Annotated in this window: 13 protein-coding genes and 1 tRNA gene; 2 read left to right on the top strand and 12 right to left on the bottom strand. The window is 34.6% G+C overall.

Annotation, left to right across the window (positions count from 1 at the left end):
* Positions 1–6: 6 nt before the first annotated feature.
* Complete coding sequence (locus NE544_RS02510) at positions 7–2,559, bottom strand: ATP-dependent Clp protease ATP-binding subunit (RefSeq protein ID WP_256268213.1); 2,553 nt, start codon at positions 2,557–2,559, stop codon at positions 7–9.
* A 123-nt stretch (positions 2,560–2,682) separates the two neighbouring features.
* Positions 2,683–3,351: a transaldolase family protein gene (locus NE544_RS02505; RefSeq protein WP_118115035.1), complete on the bottom strand. Its 669-nt coding sequence runs from the start codon at positions 3,349–3,351 to the stop codon at positions 2,683–2,685.
* 140 nt (positions 3,352–3,491) lie between these two features.
* On the opposite strand from NE544_RS02505, the gene NE544_RS02500 reads away from it, so the two are divergent.
* Entirely contained in the window at positions 3,492–4,235 is a 744-nt protein-coding gene (locus tag NE544_RS02500) for a DeoR/GlpR family DNA-binding transcription regulator (protein ID WP_256268212.1), read from the top strand.
* A gap of 16 nt (positions 4,236–4,251) precedes the next feature.
* On the opposite strand, the gene nagA is transcribed toward NE544_RS02500, so the two are convergent.
* Positions 4,252–5,391 (bottom strand): N-acetylglucosamine-6-phosphate deacetylase, encoded by a 1,140-nt coding sequence (gene nagA / locus NE544_RS02495; protein ID WP_256268211.1) that lies wholly within the window; start codon positions 5,389–5,391, stop codon positions 4,252–4,254.
* A 159-nt stretch (positions 5,392–5,550) separates the two neighbouring features.
* Here nagA and NE544_RS02490 point away from each other — a divergent pair, with 159 nt between their 5' ends.
* Entirely contained in the window at positions 5,551–6,744 is a 1,194-nt protein-coding gene (locus NE544_RS02490; protein ID WP_227992290.1) for an FprA family A-type flavoprotein, read from the top strand.
* A 14-nt stretch (positions 6,745–6,758) separates the two neighbouring features.
* On the opposite strand, the gene NE544_RS02485 is transcribed toward NE544_RS02490, so the two are convergent.
* From NE544_RS02485 to NE544_RS02445, 9 genes are all read right to left on the bottom strand, one after another.
* Positions 6,759–8,066, bottom strand: a complete 1,308-nt coding sequence (locus tag NE544_RS02485; RefSeq protein ID WP_256268210.1) for an RsmF rRNA methyltransferase first C-terminal domain-containing protein — start codon at positions 8,064–8,066, stop codon at positions 6,759–6,761.
* Positions 8,063–9,250 (bottom strand): M23 family metallopeptidase, encoded by a 1,188-nt coding sequence (locus NE544_RS02480; protein WP_117924215.1) that lies wholly within the window; start codon positions 9,248–9,250, stop codon positions 8,063–8,065. The genes NE544_RS02485 and NE544_RS02480 overlap by 4 nt, the downstream gene beginning before the upstream one ends.
* A 39-nt stretch (positions 9,251–9,289) precedes the next feature.
* Positions 9,290–10,423, bottom strand: coding sequence for an O-antigen ligase (locus tag NE544_RS02475; protein WP_256268209.1), 1,134 nt, complete (start codon positions 10,421–10,423; stop codon positions 9,290–9,292).
* 52 nt (positions 10,424–10,475) lie between these two features.
* A tRNA-Thr gene (locus NE544_RS02470) sits at positions 10,476–10,550 on the bottom strand.
* Between the two features lie 33 nt (positions 10,551–10,583).
* Complete coding sequence (locus NE544_RS02465) at positions 10,584–11,861, bottom strand: hypothetical protein (protein WP_256268208.1); 1,278 nt, start codon at positions 11,859–11,861, stop codon at positions 10,584–10,586.
* Between the two features lie 36 nt (positions 11,862–11,897).
* Complete coding sequence (locus NE544_RS02460; protein WP_256268207.1) at positions 11,898–12,677, bottom strand: SagB/ThcOx family dehydrogenase; 780 nt, start codon at positions 12,675–12,677, stop codon at positions 11,898–11,900.
* A 12-nt stretch (positions 12,678–12,689) separates the two neighbouring features.
* Positions 12,690–14,159, bottom strand: a complete 1,470-nt coding sequence (locus tag NE544_RS02455; protein WP_118115044.1) for an ATP-binding protein — start codon at positions 14,157–14,159, stop codon at positions 12,690–12,692.
* On the bottom strand, positions 14,156–15,424 hold the full coding sequence (locus NE544_RS02450; RefSeq protein WP_256268206.1) for a VWA-like domain-containing protein: 1,269 nt from the start codon (positions 15,422–15,424) through the stop codon (positions 14,156–14,158). The genes NE544_RS02455 and NE544_RS02450 overlap by 4 nt, the downstream gene beginning before the upstream one ends.
* Positions 15,424–16,329 (bottom strand): leucine-rich repeat protein, encoded by a 906-nt coding sequence (locus NE544_RS02445; RefSeq protein WP_256268205.1) that lies wholly within the window; start codon positions 16,327–16,329, stop codon positions 15,424–15,426. The genes NE544_RS02450 and NE544_RS02445 overlap by 1 nt, the downstream gene beginning before the upstream one ends.
* Positions 16,330–16,370 lie beyond the last annotated feature (41 nt).

Raw genomic sequence — 16,370 nt, 5'->3', positions numbered from 1 at the left:
ATTTCACTATCTTCCTTGAATATCAAATGTATACTCGCCATTATGACAATCTACATTGATTACATCCCCTTGCATAGCGCCAGTCTTAATCATTTCCTTGGCAATCTGTGTTTCAAGATTTCTTTGAATATAACGCTTCATAGGACGAGCACCATACACTGGATCAACACCCATCTTTGCGATCTGATTATACACAGCATCACTTACATTCAATGTAATGTCACGTTGAGCCAATCGCTTTTGTAGCAAGCCGACAAACTTGTGGGCAATCTTAATAAAGGCTGAATCATCTAATGCGTTAAACACTATAATTTCATCGATACGATTAATGAATTCTGGTTTAAAATGACGCTTTACTTCTTCCATATATTTATCATGTACATCACCAGATTCAAAGGCATATTGGCTACCTAAGTTAGATGTTAAGATAATAATTGTATTCTTAAAATCTACCGTAACACCTTTCGAGTCTGTAATACGACCATCATCAAGAATTTGAAGTAACACATTGAATACATCTGGATGCGCCTTTTCGATTTCATCAAACAAGACAATACTATATGGATTACGACGAACAGCCTCCGTTAATTGACCTCCCTCATCGTATCCTACATATCCAGGAGGAGCACCAATTAATCGTGCCACACTGTGTTTTTCCATGTATTCACTCATATCAATACGCACAATATGTCTTTCATCATCAAATAACTGTTCAGCCAAAGCCTTGGCAACCTCCGTTTTACCAACACCAGTTGGCCCTAAGAACATGAACGATCCAATTGGACGATTCTCATCTTGAATCTGTGCTTTAGAACGTAAGATTGCATCTGTTACAAGTTCTAGAGCTTCATTTTGACCAACAACACGTTTTTCAAGTTCTTCCTTCAAATTCAATAATTTATCTCTTTCAGAAGCAACCAAACGAGTCACTTCAACGCCTGTCCATCTAGAAACGATTTTCGCAATCAATTCTTCATTGACCGTTTCTTGGATCAAAGCATCCTCTTTTTGACTTGCCTGCTCTTTTTGAATACGATCCTCTAATTCTGGAATCGTGCCATATTGAAGTTTAGCAGCATCTTCATAACGAGCTTCATTACGCGCTTGCTCTAAATCCAAACGAGCTTTCTCCAAACGTTGTTTATCCTCTTTTTCATTAGCCAAGCCACGTTTTTCGTCTTCCCACTTAGAATGCATTTCATCACGCTTTGATTGTAAAGAAGCCAATTCACTTTCAATTTCTTCACGACGCTCAACCGCTCTTTTATCTTCTTCTTTTTGTAGAGAAGTCTTTTCAATTTGAAGTTGTAAAATCTTACGCTGTAATTCATCCAACTCTTGAGGCATACTTTCCATTTCAACCTTTAACGTAGCACAAGCCTCATCCACTAAGTCAATGGCCTTATCTGGTAAGAAACGATCTGTGATATAACGATCGGACATAGTAGCCGCCGCAATTAAAGCTTCATCCAAAATACGTACACCATGAAAGCTTTCAAAACGATCTTTTAATCCACGCAAAATACTGATTGTATCCTCTACACTTGGCTGAGCAACTTGTACTTTTTGGAAACGACGCTCTAAAGCCGCATCTTTTTCAATATATTTACGATATTCATTGAAAGTTGTTGCACCAATACAATGTAGTTCACCACGAGCTAACATTGGCTTTAATAAGTTAGCCGCATCCATACTACCTTCGGTTTTACCTGCACCAACCAAGTTATGAATTTCATCAATAAACAAGATGATTTGTCCATCCGATTTTTTTACTTCATCCAAAATGGATTTTAAACGCTCCTCAAATTCACCACGATACTTAGCACCGGCAATCAAAGATCCCATATCCAATTCAATCAAGCGTTTCTCTTTTAATGACTCAGGCACATCACCCTTCATAATACGCCATGCGATCCCTTCAACAACGGCTGTTTTACCAACACCTGGCTCACCAATCAAGACAGGGTTGTTCTTTGTCTTACGAGATAAAATCTGCATAACACGACGAATTTCATCATCACGTCCAATAATTGGATCAATCTTACCATCACGCACATCCTGAACTAGATCACGACCATATTTCTTTAAAGCTTCTACATTCTCTTCTGAATTTGGCGTATCAAATTTTTTACCATTACGACGCTCTAATTCAGCCTTGTAGCAAGTATCTTTATTCAAGTTAAAAGTTCTTACCAATTCTTTAGAAATATAAGAACGATTAAACAATAAAGCTAAAAATACACTAGCTACAGAAAGATAAGTTTCATCATGCTGACTCGCCCAGTTTTGTGCATCTTCAAACGATTTCTGCACTTCATTGGATAAATTTATATTACTTGTTGAGCTCTTTGCGACACGATTCGATTCTTGTTGAACCATCTGTAAAGCACGACTTTTATCCAAGCCAATACGCTCAAACAAGCCGTCCAATACATCATCCTTAAAAATCGTTTCCAACATATCCACAGTATCTACACTTGGATGTTGGTTGGATTTTGCCAAATTAATGGCATCCATTAAAATCTTCTGCAAACGCTCTGACATTTGATCGATATTCATAAATAAGCACCTCCTTGTACTTAGCACTCACTCTTTATGATTGCTAATGATAGTATAACACCATTTTTGGCACTGTCAACACTTAAGTGCTAATTATTTCAGAAAAAAGAAAAGTAGATTTCTCTACTTTTCCAATGTATTACGATTATAAGCTCTTTGCCAATTTACGCTAAATTCACCCACCGCAATCTTCGTTCCCGGATGATCAATCATTTGATATAAAACATCACAAGGAACAGTTACAGCTTGAATTCCAGCCTTGATCAATTCATGTACTTGATATGTATTTTTAAAGCTTGCCGCAATCACTTTAGCCGGCATATGATTCACTCTCAACATTTCAATCAAGTCTTTCACATCCTGAACACCATCTCCATAATTACACATACGATTTGTATAAGGTGCTAAATATTCAGCTCCATTCATTGCAGCTAAAAAAGCCTGATCCGCAGTATAAATGGCAGTAGCCAATGTGTGAATTCCTAATTTTTTACATTCTTTAATAGCTCTTAATCCCTCATGTGTAACTGGAATCTTTACATACATATTTTTATTACGAATGGAAGAAATCATTTTTGCCTCTTCCATAATACCTTCAAAAGAAGTCTGTACCGTTTGAATAAATAACAATTGATCTTCGCTCAACACCTCACAAAGATCTTTTACTACATCCATTGCTTCTCTATTTGATTTTGTTAATATTGTAGGGTTTGTCGTAACACCCGTAATTGTTAATAATTCATTTAGTTCTTTAATTTGTTCAATATTTGATGAATCGATAATTAATTCCATGATGGATCCTCCTTAAGTTCATCTGTATCCTAACACCAGAAAAATTTTGATTCAATAACCTTTTCACATCAAACAATTTATTTCAAAAGAACACAAATAAACATGTTCCTTTCTGTTTCTTTTTGTGCTTTAATAGAATTATGAACACAACACAAAGAAGATATGAAATCTATGAAAAACTAAAAAAAGATAAAACCGTACAAGTAAGTGAACTTGCAAAAGTATATTCCGTTTCCTTAATGACCATACGAAGAGATTTAGATAGTCTAGAAAACCAAGGACTCGCCACAAAGAGCTATGGAGGAGCCACACTCAATGAGTCTAGTTCAACTGAGCCTTCCTTTGAAATCAAAGAAGGTATGTCACAATCGGATAAAAAAGAGATCGCGATTTATGCTAGTACACTCATTCAAGATGGAGATTCCATCTATTTAGATTGTGGTACAACCTGCCTTGAGCTCTTTAAACGTATACACCATAAAAAAATCACAATCTTTACAAATTTCTGGAAGATTCTTCAATATGTAGATCGAAATACCAAGGCAAAAATCATTATGGCTCCAGGCACCTATAATCCTGTAACTCAGGCAGCTCTATCTGAAAGCACCATTCAATTCTTTCAAAACTATTATATTGATAAAGCCTTTATCTCCGTATTAGGCCTTGACTTAGACTATGGCGTATCCATTCCCAGTATGAGTGATGCTTTAGTTAAAAAAGCGATTCTTGATTCTTCCAATAAAAAAATTTGTATGGCAGACCATACAAAATTTCATAAGAAGTATATGTCAAAAATAGCCAATATTGATGATTTTGACATGATTATCACCGATAATAAACTAGATGATACTATAAAACACGAAAACATAATAAAAGCACATTAAATGTGCTTTTATTATATTAGAATGCTTTTTGACCTTTTACGTACGTCATTTCAACAGAGTAGTCATCATTTAATACAACTAAATCTGCTTCTTTTCCAGTTTGAATCGATCCTTTACGATCATCTACATTCAACATACGAGCTGGGTTCAATGTACAAGCATTGATAGCTGTTTGCCAAGGAACCATTGCTTTTTCTACTAAAATACGAAGTCCATTATTGACATGCAATGTAGATCCCGCAAGACCTTTCGTATCTGTTAAGTGTGCACTTCCATCTGGATATAATTCGATTTCATTTCCACCAAACAATACTTTTGTACCAACAGGTAGTCCCTTAACCATTAATGAATCTGTAATCATAATGCAGTGATCTGGCCCTTTAGCTGTAAAGTAATCATTTAATGCTTCATAAGTTGAGTGGTTACCATCACAGATGATTTCACCATATACATCTCTATAACGCATTGCAGCACCAACTAATCCTGGTTCTCGGTGATGGAATTTAGTCATACCATTGAATACGTGAGTCATTGAGTTTGCACCATTCGCAATAGCTAAACGAGCCTGTTCAAAAGTAGCTCCTGAGTGACCTTGACTACATACAATTCCATTTGCACGCAAGAATTTAGTTAATTCAAAATTATCATCGTGTTCACAAGCCATAGTCACGATTTTAATTAAATTATTAGAAGCTGCCAAGTAACGTTTGAATTGTTCAAGATCTGGTTTTACACAATACTGTTCAGGTTGTGCTCCCTTATATACTTGATCCAAATAAGGTCCTTCAAAGTGAATACCTAAAATTTCTGCACCTTCATACCCTTCTTCAACAACTTTCGCAACATTTTTAACCGCATTTGTCAAAACTTCTTCAGACTGTGTGATTGTTGTTGGAAGAATACCTGTAACACCTTCTTTAACAATGTTTTTCATCCAGTTACGAAGACCTTCTTCATTCGCATCATTTGTGTCAAATCCATAAGCACCATGTGTGTGCACATCGATAAATCCTGGGACAATTCGTTTATCTCCATAATCTTCATCTACATCTTTTTCTCCATATGGATAGATATTTACAATCTTTCCTTCTTCTACTTCAACTTGGGCTGCCAACCATGTATTTACGACCCAAATTCTTTTACTTTGAATAATCATATCGACAATTCCTCCTAACTATTATTATACTCTTTATAAAAGAAAACACTTACACTTTTTAGTTGACTTTTTATAATTTTTATTCAAAAAATATAAAAGATGCAAATGAATAGACATATTCTCTAAATAATTCTAAAATAGAGGAAGAGGTGAACAAAAATGAAAAGAGCTAAAAAAATTATAGATAACGTGTACTGGGTTGGGGTTAGAGACTTAAATAACCGCCACTTCCATGGGGATTTATATCCAATTGATGAAGGTTGTACATATAATGCCTACTTAGTTGTAGATGATGAAGTCACACTTTTTGATACAGTCGAAGAAGAATTCACAGAAGAACTATTGGAAAGAGTTGAATCCGTACTTCAAGGAAGAGAAATTGACAATATTGTTGTTCAACATACAGAACCAGATCATTCGGGTGGATTTAAAAAAGTATATGCCAAATATCCAAACGCAAAAGTTTACGCATCTATTTCTGGAAAGAAGAATATGATTGAACAATACTTTGATCAAGTTCCATATCAGGTCGTAAAGACAAATGATACAATCAACACAGGAAAATATGACTTTGTCTTTGTCGAAATGCAGATGATTCACTGGCCAGACAACATGTTGACATATTGTCCACAGTTAAAAACTGTATTCTCAAACGATGCCTTTGGACAGCACATTGTAAACTTTAATCTAACAGATGAAGGATTGGATAAAGCGTATTGTTTAAAACAAGCTAAAGAATACTTTGCGAACATTGTTTTACCATATACAACACCAGTGCAAGCTAAATTAAACCTAATTCTAGGCATGAATTTAGACATTGAATATATCATGCCGGCACATGGTATTATCTGGAAAGACTATATTGCAGATATTATTGAAACATATAAAGGTATCGCTGCTCAAAAAGTAGAAAATAAAGCCGTAATTGTATATGAATCCGTATGGAAACATACGCAACAAATTGCCGAAAGCTTAGCCGAAGGATTCAGCGATGCTGGTATGGATGTAAAAGTCTATAAATTATCGGATACAAAATCAAGTATTGTGATGCGTGAAATTATGGATGCCAAAGTTGTATGTATTGGATCAGGAACCTACAACAATGTCATGGCACCAAGTGTAGCCGCTTTCCTTGAACACATTCGTCCATGTAAATTTAAGAACAAAAAAGGGTTGGCCTTTGCCGCATACGGATGGTTTAACCAAGTTGCCAAAGAAATCGATACAAGAATGCAACAATCTGGAATCGAATCATGCCACGATGTGATCAATCAATGCTACACGCCAAGTGATGATCAATTAGAAGACTATTTTAATGTCGCAAAAGAAATCGCAAAAAAATGCCAGGAATAAATTTCCTGGCATTTTTAGTCTATATTTACATGTGAATTTGGCAATAAACGAAGTCCTTTAGGAATCTTGTTTTTGATTTGTTTTCCATCACTCTTGCCAAAGCCAAACGGATGTCCCTTAAAACATACGGCCACATACCCTTTTTCGCATTCCTTTTGTAAAACTTCACCATGCATAAAAAGGTCCATTTCTTCTAGAGTTACATCCACTTTTCTTTTATAGTCAAAATCTGCAACCATATAAAAAGAATGACTTGGCTCAAAACGATTCTTAATGACATCCCCCAAATATACGCCTTGACGTAATACTTTTACCTTTTTAAAATCCACAAACGGAACATCCATTCCATATATTCTACCCTTATCTATATAGTAATAGTTTGGCAATGTATTCAATTGTTCCTTCAAAAATTTCTCAGTAATCTTATCTATTTTTTTTGATTTTAAAGCTGGAAGCTTACCTGCAACACCTGATTGTTTCTTGAATTTCGCAATGAAATGACCCTCGCCACCATCCATTGGAAAGATACGACGCACATTCAAGTCTTTAAACCCTTTTCTTCCCCACGAAACTTCAGGATCCACCAAGACCATATCCTCATGTTTTTCTAAAAAATCTAAGACAACATCTTCGTCTTCTTCTAAAGCATATGTACAAGTTGAATACACCAAAGTACCACCCGGTTTCAACATGGAATAGGCATGTTTTAATATTTCTTTTTGACGAGTCGCACAAAGTTCAATATTTTCAATGCTCCAATTATTTAGGGCAATATCATGCTTTTTAATCATCCCCTCACCACTACAAGGGGCGTCCACTAAAATTTTGTCAAAACAAGCATCAAACACCTTCGCAAGCTTATCTACACTTGTATTGGTTACTGCTACATTTTTCACACCCATACGCTCAATATTAGACAAAAGGATTTGGGCTCGCTTCGCATCAATTTCATTCGATACTAGATACCCACTTTTTAAATGTGATGCGATCTGTGTACTTTTTCCACCTGGTGCTGCACATAAATCCAATACATAATCATCTTCTTGTACATCCAAGATTTCAACAGCGCTTGAAGCACTTGGTTCTTGCAGATAAAAACAACCACAAATATGGAAAGGATGATTTCCCAACGGCTTATCTACATAATAGCTTTCCTTACAAAACTGACTTGGATTATCCAAATGATCAAATTCATTCAAATTTGCCTTTTTTAAATTCATACGCATACCACGATATAAAGGTTTCGATAAAGATTCAATATAGGCATTATATTCATCTTTTAATAATTTCTGCATGCGAGAAAAATACATTTCTTGACTCATACACCCTCCAAAACGGTCTCAGGATCAATGCGACACGCATAGCCTGAGCATGTTGCAGCCTCACTATAGCCACATCCAAAAGAAAAATCAGCACCGCTGTTTCTAAAATATTCTACGATCGAATTGAGATCCTGTTTTAATTCAAACACCTCTACATGCGTATGAGGCCCCGTTGAATTGCCACTGTTCCCACTTTTCGCTATAACTGTACCTTGACTGACTTGCTGGCCACTTGTCACATAGATTTCATTAGATAAATGCGCATAACTAATCGCATAAAGTCTATCATTTACGGCAACCACCATACAAATGGTATTGCCACCACCATTTGGCCATCCACACCAGTTTCCTAAATATCCATTGTTCGAATCCACTGGTGCATGGGCATACAATATGATACCATTAGCAACCGCTAACACATCACTATACATGGCACTTGCGATATCCAAACCTAAATGAAGACCTCCATCCGGATAGGACCAGCATCCAGCACTGATTGTACCATTTTCAACTGGATTTTGCCAAAAAGAACTATATGAATCAATTTCATAATTTCCATCCACCAAACAAGACATACCATTTTGTTGCCACGATTCATAACCACCAAAATCAGGCAAATGCTCAGTTCCTGAAATCATAGAATCTTCATTATGTTGCCCAGATTCATTGATTTGTGCTAAATGTGAAAACCGTTTTAATAAACGACTTTGACAATTCGATAATCTCTCAAGATATTCATCATATAACAATAACGTATTTTGATTCTTATCGAACAGTTTTTTTTGTTTCAAATATTCTAGTTCAACATTTCTATATTCATCGAAGTACAACGCCAAATTCTTTTGAATCTTATATGGATACAAGATGGAGTTGTTTCTTTGAATCGCTTGTAATTCCAAGCCATATTCCATTTTTTTCAATTCATAATAATTCTTTTTATGTTTATACCTACGTTCAAGTTCATCCACACACTTTTCTTGTTTATCCATTTCAATCTGTAAATCCGTTTTTTTAGATGTAACATCCATCGCAATATCCCTACATTTTAAAGATAAAAAACTAGCTCTATCTTCATGAATTGTATCGACTTTGGATTCTATATTTGAAATTAAAACTTCATAACTCGGCACGATCATCGATTGTAAACCAATAAAAAAACAGACAAAAAGAGATATACATTTCATAAAACTCCTTCTACTGTCTGTCTTCTAAAATTATTGTATTTATTTTTCTAAGTACATGCAAGCACTATTTAAAATGATAAAACATAAAGTTCCTGTTGCGACAATATTTAATGTACAATCCAACAATCCATATATCAACACGATCGCAATAAAACACATCATCATGCCAAATAGTGCAGAATTTTCTTTTCTTGTATTCGAAGTAAAGATTTCCTTATTTAGCACAAATGTATATGCCAAAAGCACTCCTGTTCCAACAACTCCATACGACAAAATGGAATCAATATAAATATTATGGGCATGAGGTGCCTTATGACCATGTACTAATGGATAAAACTTCTGATATGTCTGCGGCCCCCATCCAAAGAATGGATACATTGAAATACACATAAATGCCGTTTTCCAAATCTTAATGCGTGAGGCAAAAGTTGACATATCACTGATTCTTGGAATCAACGTTGGTTTTAAGAATACTAAACCACATATACCAAGTTCGAATACAATGGATGTGATAAATAGTTTTTTCCATCGCACACAATAAAGAAAGATAGGAAAGATTAGGGCAAATGGTAATAATGCAGTCCTAGATCCCGTTAAGTATAGAACAAAGAAATTAAACAGTGCAATTATAAAATAACCAATCTTACAAAGAATATTTTCGTTTTTCACAAAACGATACATACACATCACACATACAAAATCAATGACCATCGCATAGATATTCGCATTCATAAATGTCGAAGTAATTCTTCGTTTTGGTGAATTGAAGATATGGAATTCTAAAAATGTTCGTCCATTCGCAAGCGAAATCTGATTAAACTGATACAAACCGTAGATAGCCGCAAATACCGATAAAATAATAATAAGATCACACATCTTTTCAAATGTATTTTTTGTGATACTTCTACGATAATAGGCTCCATATAAACCAATTAACACAAATAGCCATGTATTGCCAAAACCTGTCCAGTTCGAATGGAAGATGGAAACAATAAATTCCAATACGATAAAGCTATAAAAGAAAATTGCGCCCGTTTGATTCTTTATGGCATCCACCAATTTATGTCGGCATAATGCTTGTATTAAAACGCATGCGACTGCTACACTTGCAATTTGATAGGGCAAAAACAGAAAGGCAGTTGCCAACAAAATCATTTTTTCATCTAAATTCATAGATTCTCCCTTCAAAAAAATAAGCTGGTTGAACCAGCTTAATTTCAAAACATGGTGCCGACTATCGGATTTGAACCAATGACCTACGCGTTACGAGTGCGTTGCACTACCACTGTGCTAAGTCGGCATAAAGACTACCCTATTAGAATAGTCTTATTTTTTAAGATTGTAAAGCAGAAATCTGTTGTTGATAATATGTGATTTGTTGCTGCAAAGAAGACAACATCTGATTGTTTGTATCAATTTGAGATTGAATATCTGCAGTATCTTCTCCATTTTGTTGCGCATATGCCAAATCAGACTCTAGACTCTGGGCATATTGTGCATACGTATTGTAGTCTTGCTGCAAACTATTCAAGCTTGTTTGATATTCTTGAACCTTCTTTTCATTCTCTGCTTTTTTAGCTTCTTCTTCCTGACGAGCCTTTTCCTCGGCAGCCGCCTTTAATTCACCCTGTTCTTTACATAGATCAATAAAGTCTTTGCCCGTCTTTGATTTTGATAAAGTATCCACTTCATCTTTTAAATTTTTAGACAATGAACTATATGTAGACTGCATGTCGGCTACAGCCATCTTTTCTTCATCGGATTTTGATTCCCAACCATTTAATAAATCAACAATTTGTTGATAAGCAGGAAGTTTAACTTCTTCTTTATCTTGATGAAGCTGCTTTATATCTTTCAACAAAGCCTTATATGTTTTTCCAGTCTGTTCTTTAAAATATTCATTGATTGAAGTCTTTTGTTTATCCAAAAGCTTTTGATAATCTTTATCCAAATCTAGAAGCTCTAATTTTTCTGCATCAGACATCATATTGTCTCCATACTCATCCGCATAAGACACTAATTTATCATATGTTTTTTGTTGCGTTTCAGAAACAATATTTTGTGGATTATACACCAAAACCTTATATGCATATCCACCTAAGGCAGCCAGACCTAATAAGATTACGCATAACACAATTTTTGTAACCTTCTTCATCGGTTTCTTTTCTTTGACTTGTTTATTCTTAGACTTCTTTTCTTTTGGTTTATGTTCCTTTTTTTCTTTCTTTTCTTTTGGCTTCTTTTCCTTTTGGATAACTACCTCTTCATCTTCGTCATCCTCATTTGACATATCCTGCAACATCGCATGTACAAGATCTAGTGCCTCATTGGATTGTTCCTTCTCAATTGAAGAAGTTGTAAAATCATCATCCATGTCTTTTAAATCATCTTTATGCTCCTGATAAAACTGCTCTTCTTCCGCAATCGTTTTTTGACCACGCTCTTTACGAAGCATATCTAAAGCTGAAGACATTGTCTTTTCAGCCTGTCTTCTTTCTGCTTCAGACATCTGATGAACCTCTTTAGGCTTTTTTAATTCATCGTTATATTCTGTTTTTTTATCTAAAAGTGCTTTTGAATAAGCATCTATATTCTTATCATTTTTACTCATAATATATTTTCCTTAGTTCGAATCTATTTTAACACATTATAAGCCTTCTTTTTCAACAAATTCATAAAAAGATTTTTCTTTCACAAAATCCTCTTTATTCACCTTCCCAACCGGCTGCGCATAAATAATAAATTCATTTTCGCCTTCCAATTCAAACATTTCATCACAAATCCTTGTCACACACGCTCCAATTCCACAAGTTCCTAAACCAATACTTGTGCTTGCCAAATATATATTTTCTCCAACATGGCCTAAATCTACTAAAGCTATTCGATGCGCAAGATGTCCATAGCGCCATTCGGTACGATACGGAATATAGCTGAAATAAAAAATCACATTGGCTTTTAAAGCCCATAATTGATCACATAAGGAAGATGCCAAAACATCACTTACCTTTTCAATTGGATTTAAAAACTCAATACGATGTTCCATAGGCAAATAATGATAGGTTCCAGGGATTAACCCTTCTACATTTTGACATACAAAATAAAGTTCAAAACCATGTCTAGCTCCTCCAGATGGTACTGTACGCAAAGTCGCATATTTCTTACCACGAATTTGTTTAACACCTTGGCAAGTCCAAAGCATATAAGAAAGTTCCAATAAAGACATGGACTCTTGCGTATATACACGGCTACTATGACGTGTAGTGATAATGTCTAGAAAGTTAGAATGAACGGATAATGCGTCAAAATTTTTAGGAAGTTCTATGGAATCTTTTCGCATAGCAGCTTTAACCAAAGGTGGTTGTGGAAGTTTTTTGTCTTGGTCCGATTCAAATTCTTCTATATCATATTTCAAGTCTGAATAATTCATGCTCTTCTCCTTTTAATGCGCTAACTCATCTAATAATCTTGCCTTTTGTGTTCCTATCAACAAGAGTTGTTTATACTTTTCATATATATCAATCGTATGTGAACTTAGATATAGAGCCATTTCACTCGACATTGTTAGATTCGTTACAAATATTGTCATTTCCTGGCCATTCTTAAATGCATTTTCCATAAATTCAAACGCATTTTCAATCTGCAACTTCAATTGACTATCCAACTTTTCCATTTTTTCCTTTTGTTCAAAGAAAGGCTTTGTACAAGAATCAAAACGAGACTTTGGATCTAAACTTTCATCTACCATTACTTTTTGTATATTATTTAACACAAATTCATATTCATGTTTTTGTGAAGTATTTAATAATTCTGCCTGCAATTTATCACGATAATTTGACATAAATGCCTTTGTATGGTCCAAATAAGAAGAATCCATATCTTTGCGATATTCTTTCAAGAAACGAAACCAAAGATCTGTACAATGTTTTTCAAAAGAATATACATTCACTTGTCGTAGTAAACCATCCATCACCAAATTAACAACAGAGACTCTTTCATCAAAATCGGCATTAAACAATCGAGCGTAGATCGTGCTTGATACATTTCCATTTAAGATATCGTCAATGCCATAATCATCCTGATATTTTTTATACACCAAATAATAGGCAAAAACATCTTCGGCAATATCTTCATGATGCAGATATTCATAAATCGTATCTTGAGAGATTTCTAGATGCATCTTTTCATAGGTATAGAGTAAATAAGATAGATCTTCCCAGCCTCTTGCCGTCACAAATTCCATACCATCCACACTTGTTGAAACAGTATAGAAATGATTGGGCTTTAATTCCAAATAGCTTAAGATCATCGGATGTATATGTTTTGAAATCGCATACTCTTTCCATACATAGTAATCCGTTTCCACATGAATATAACGAATACGATCCATTGTCACGACATCAAAATCACGAACCGATTTATTATATTCACTCGGATTTCCTGCTGCTACAATGATCCAGCCGCTAGGAACCTTCTGATTTCCAAAGGTTTTATTTTGCAGAAACTGCAACATCGTAGGTGCTAATGTTTCCGATACACAATTGATTTCATCAATAAATAAGATACCCTCTTTTAATCCTGTATCTTCCATTTTTGAATAAACACTCGCAATGATCTCACTCATTGTGTATTCCGTAATCGAGTATGTCTTTCCTTGAAATTTCTTTTCTTGAATAAAAGGAAGGCCCACAGCACTTTGACGCGTATGATGCGTAATTGTATAGCTGACAAGTCCAATTTGACATTCCTTTGCGATTTGTTCCATAATCTGTGTTTTACCAATACCAGGAGGACCAATCAACAATAATGGTCGTTGATTCTTCGCTTCCATCTCATATTCACCAAACGAATCCTTCGATAAATATGCCTGTACAGTATTTTTTATTTCATTTTTTGCCTGTAATATATTCATAACTTTTCTTCCAATCTATATTGAATGGCCCAAGAAGGCACTTTACTTTGATCATAATCCTCTAAATAAATAAAAGCCGTTTTATAGGCCGGACTCTTTTTAGGATAGATTCCTTTGCCATCCGTAAAATAGAGCAGGCCACAAAGATTTTGAAACACTTTTTGATTGATCAAATCATTCACATAGCTAAATACCGGTCTAAAATCGGTATTGCCTCCACCCACTAGAGTAAATGAATTCAACAATTGATCCATCTCATTTTGATTTGAGATAACATCGTCTTTGCGAATCCTGTCATCACATTGAATAATATGCACCTTGCACGATTTATAAAACATATTTGAAGTGCTTAAAATACTATATGTATTAGATATAAAACGCTTCGCAAGATTTTCATCAATAGAATAACTCGTATCGAGCACAATCACAAACTCATAGATTTTTTTAACTTCTTTTGTCTCCAAAGGCTCAATCAATGGCATGTTCTTATAGATCGACATTCCATATGTGTAATAAGACAAATCAAATTCATCCAAATCTATTTGCATTTCTTCTTTCACAATACTAAATCGTTTTAAAAACTGAGAAAACGAGTATTTCGATTTCTTTGCCTGTAAACTCGACACAAGAAAGGCATCCCCATCCTCATTATCTTTCCCTTTTTGTTTATGATCAAACAATGTTTGTTTGGCAACACTCTGCCACTTTTTTTGAACAGAAGAAGATTGAGGAATTTTATCATCTTGCTCTTTAGGCCATGAAGTATGATCATCCACCACAAATTCATAATATAAATCTTGAATATCGTCACGTGTACAAAGCCATTCATATACAGTTATACAGCTGATACCCGTCAAACTTTCAATTGCACGATATACATCTTTTCGAACATAGGACAAGATTCGCGAAACACTCTTTTTATGCATCGAATCCAACGTATACTCCACGATAATATCGCAAGCTACATTCCATATAAATTCAACACGATTTTTTCTAAGCCAAATATGGCTATATAAACAATGCAGAACACTATGTAAAAAACTACGATTTAAAAACACTGCATTCTTCTGAAATAAATCAATAATCTTTAATGGATTATAGTAAAAATACACACCATTTGTCGCACATACAGCTACACGCTCGTCTTCCTTCAACACCAGCGTATTTAAAGCTGTTAAAAAATGTGGCATATCCATATAGAGTTCGGATCGAACTAATTCTAAGATATGAATTGCCTTTTCTTTTTCCCATTCACTTTGTCGCATTAAAAATCCTCAAAAGAATATGTCGATGATGATTTAAACATCTTATTCTTTAATTCCATCAATAGAGTACGAGTTTCTAAATCCTTTTCCATAAAAATCAATCGATCCAAATCCGATGAATCAAGACACTTCTCTTCTACTAATTTCTCTACCATAACACATATATCTTTATATACATGTAAATAAGAAGTCAAATCATGTGCCCTTAAATAAGGAACGTATTGTTCGGATCCCATCATAAAGCGAAGAATCGCTACATGAAAGATACAAGATTCACTTTCTTCTGCACATAGCTTTTCAAAACAAGCATCATATCCGTCAAAATCGATTTTCCCCTCTTTAAAACATTGACGCATACGAAAGCCTTCCCCTTCAATATTCAGGGCAAAGATATGAGCAGGGCCCACTTCATCATAACCCCCGTTGTATTCTGGATAGAATATAGAACTATCTAAAAAATGAACTTCTACATCCCATGTGATTTGCGTTAAGATTTGTTTCAAGAAAATAACATCAAAAATTGAACAATCATAATAAATATGATTGAGTCTTAAACAATTCATAAACACATCACTGCCAATACACATTAAACTAGAAGGTACAAATACTTCTTTTAACTTTCGACAATTATAGAATGCATAATCGCCAAGTTTTTTAATGGTACTTGAAAGCTTAACACTTTCAACACCACTACCACTACACTCATGATAATGAGATGGAATTTCACAACTTAAAACGGCTTTAGATAAATCGACTTCTTTTGATGAAAAACAATAATTTCCAATTTCACGAACAATATATCCATCTATCACTTCAGGTATTTCAACAATCGGACTGGATGCATACACTCTTCTTATACAAATACTTTCATCATTTATTTTTTCATAATATACACAAATTTCCATACAAAAATTATAACATAAAACAAAAAAAGACAACTACCGAA

It is taken from the genome of Holdemanella sp. MSK.7.32 (genome assembly GCF_024460475.1).
Taxonomy (GTDB): Bacteria; Bacillota_I; Bacilli_A; order Erysipelotrichales; family Erysipelotrichaceae; genus Holdemanella.
The sequence above is the reverse complement of the archived record's forward strand: the minus strand, read 5'-3'. Positions and strand labels throughout refer to the sequence as shown.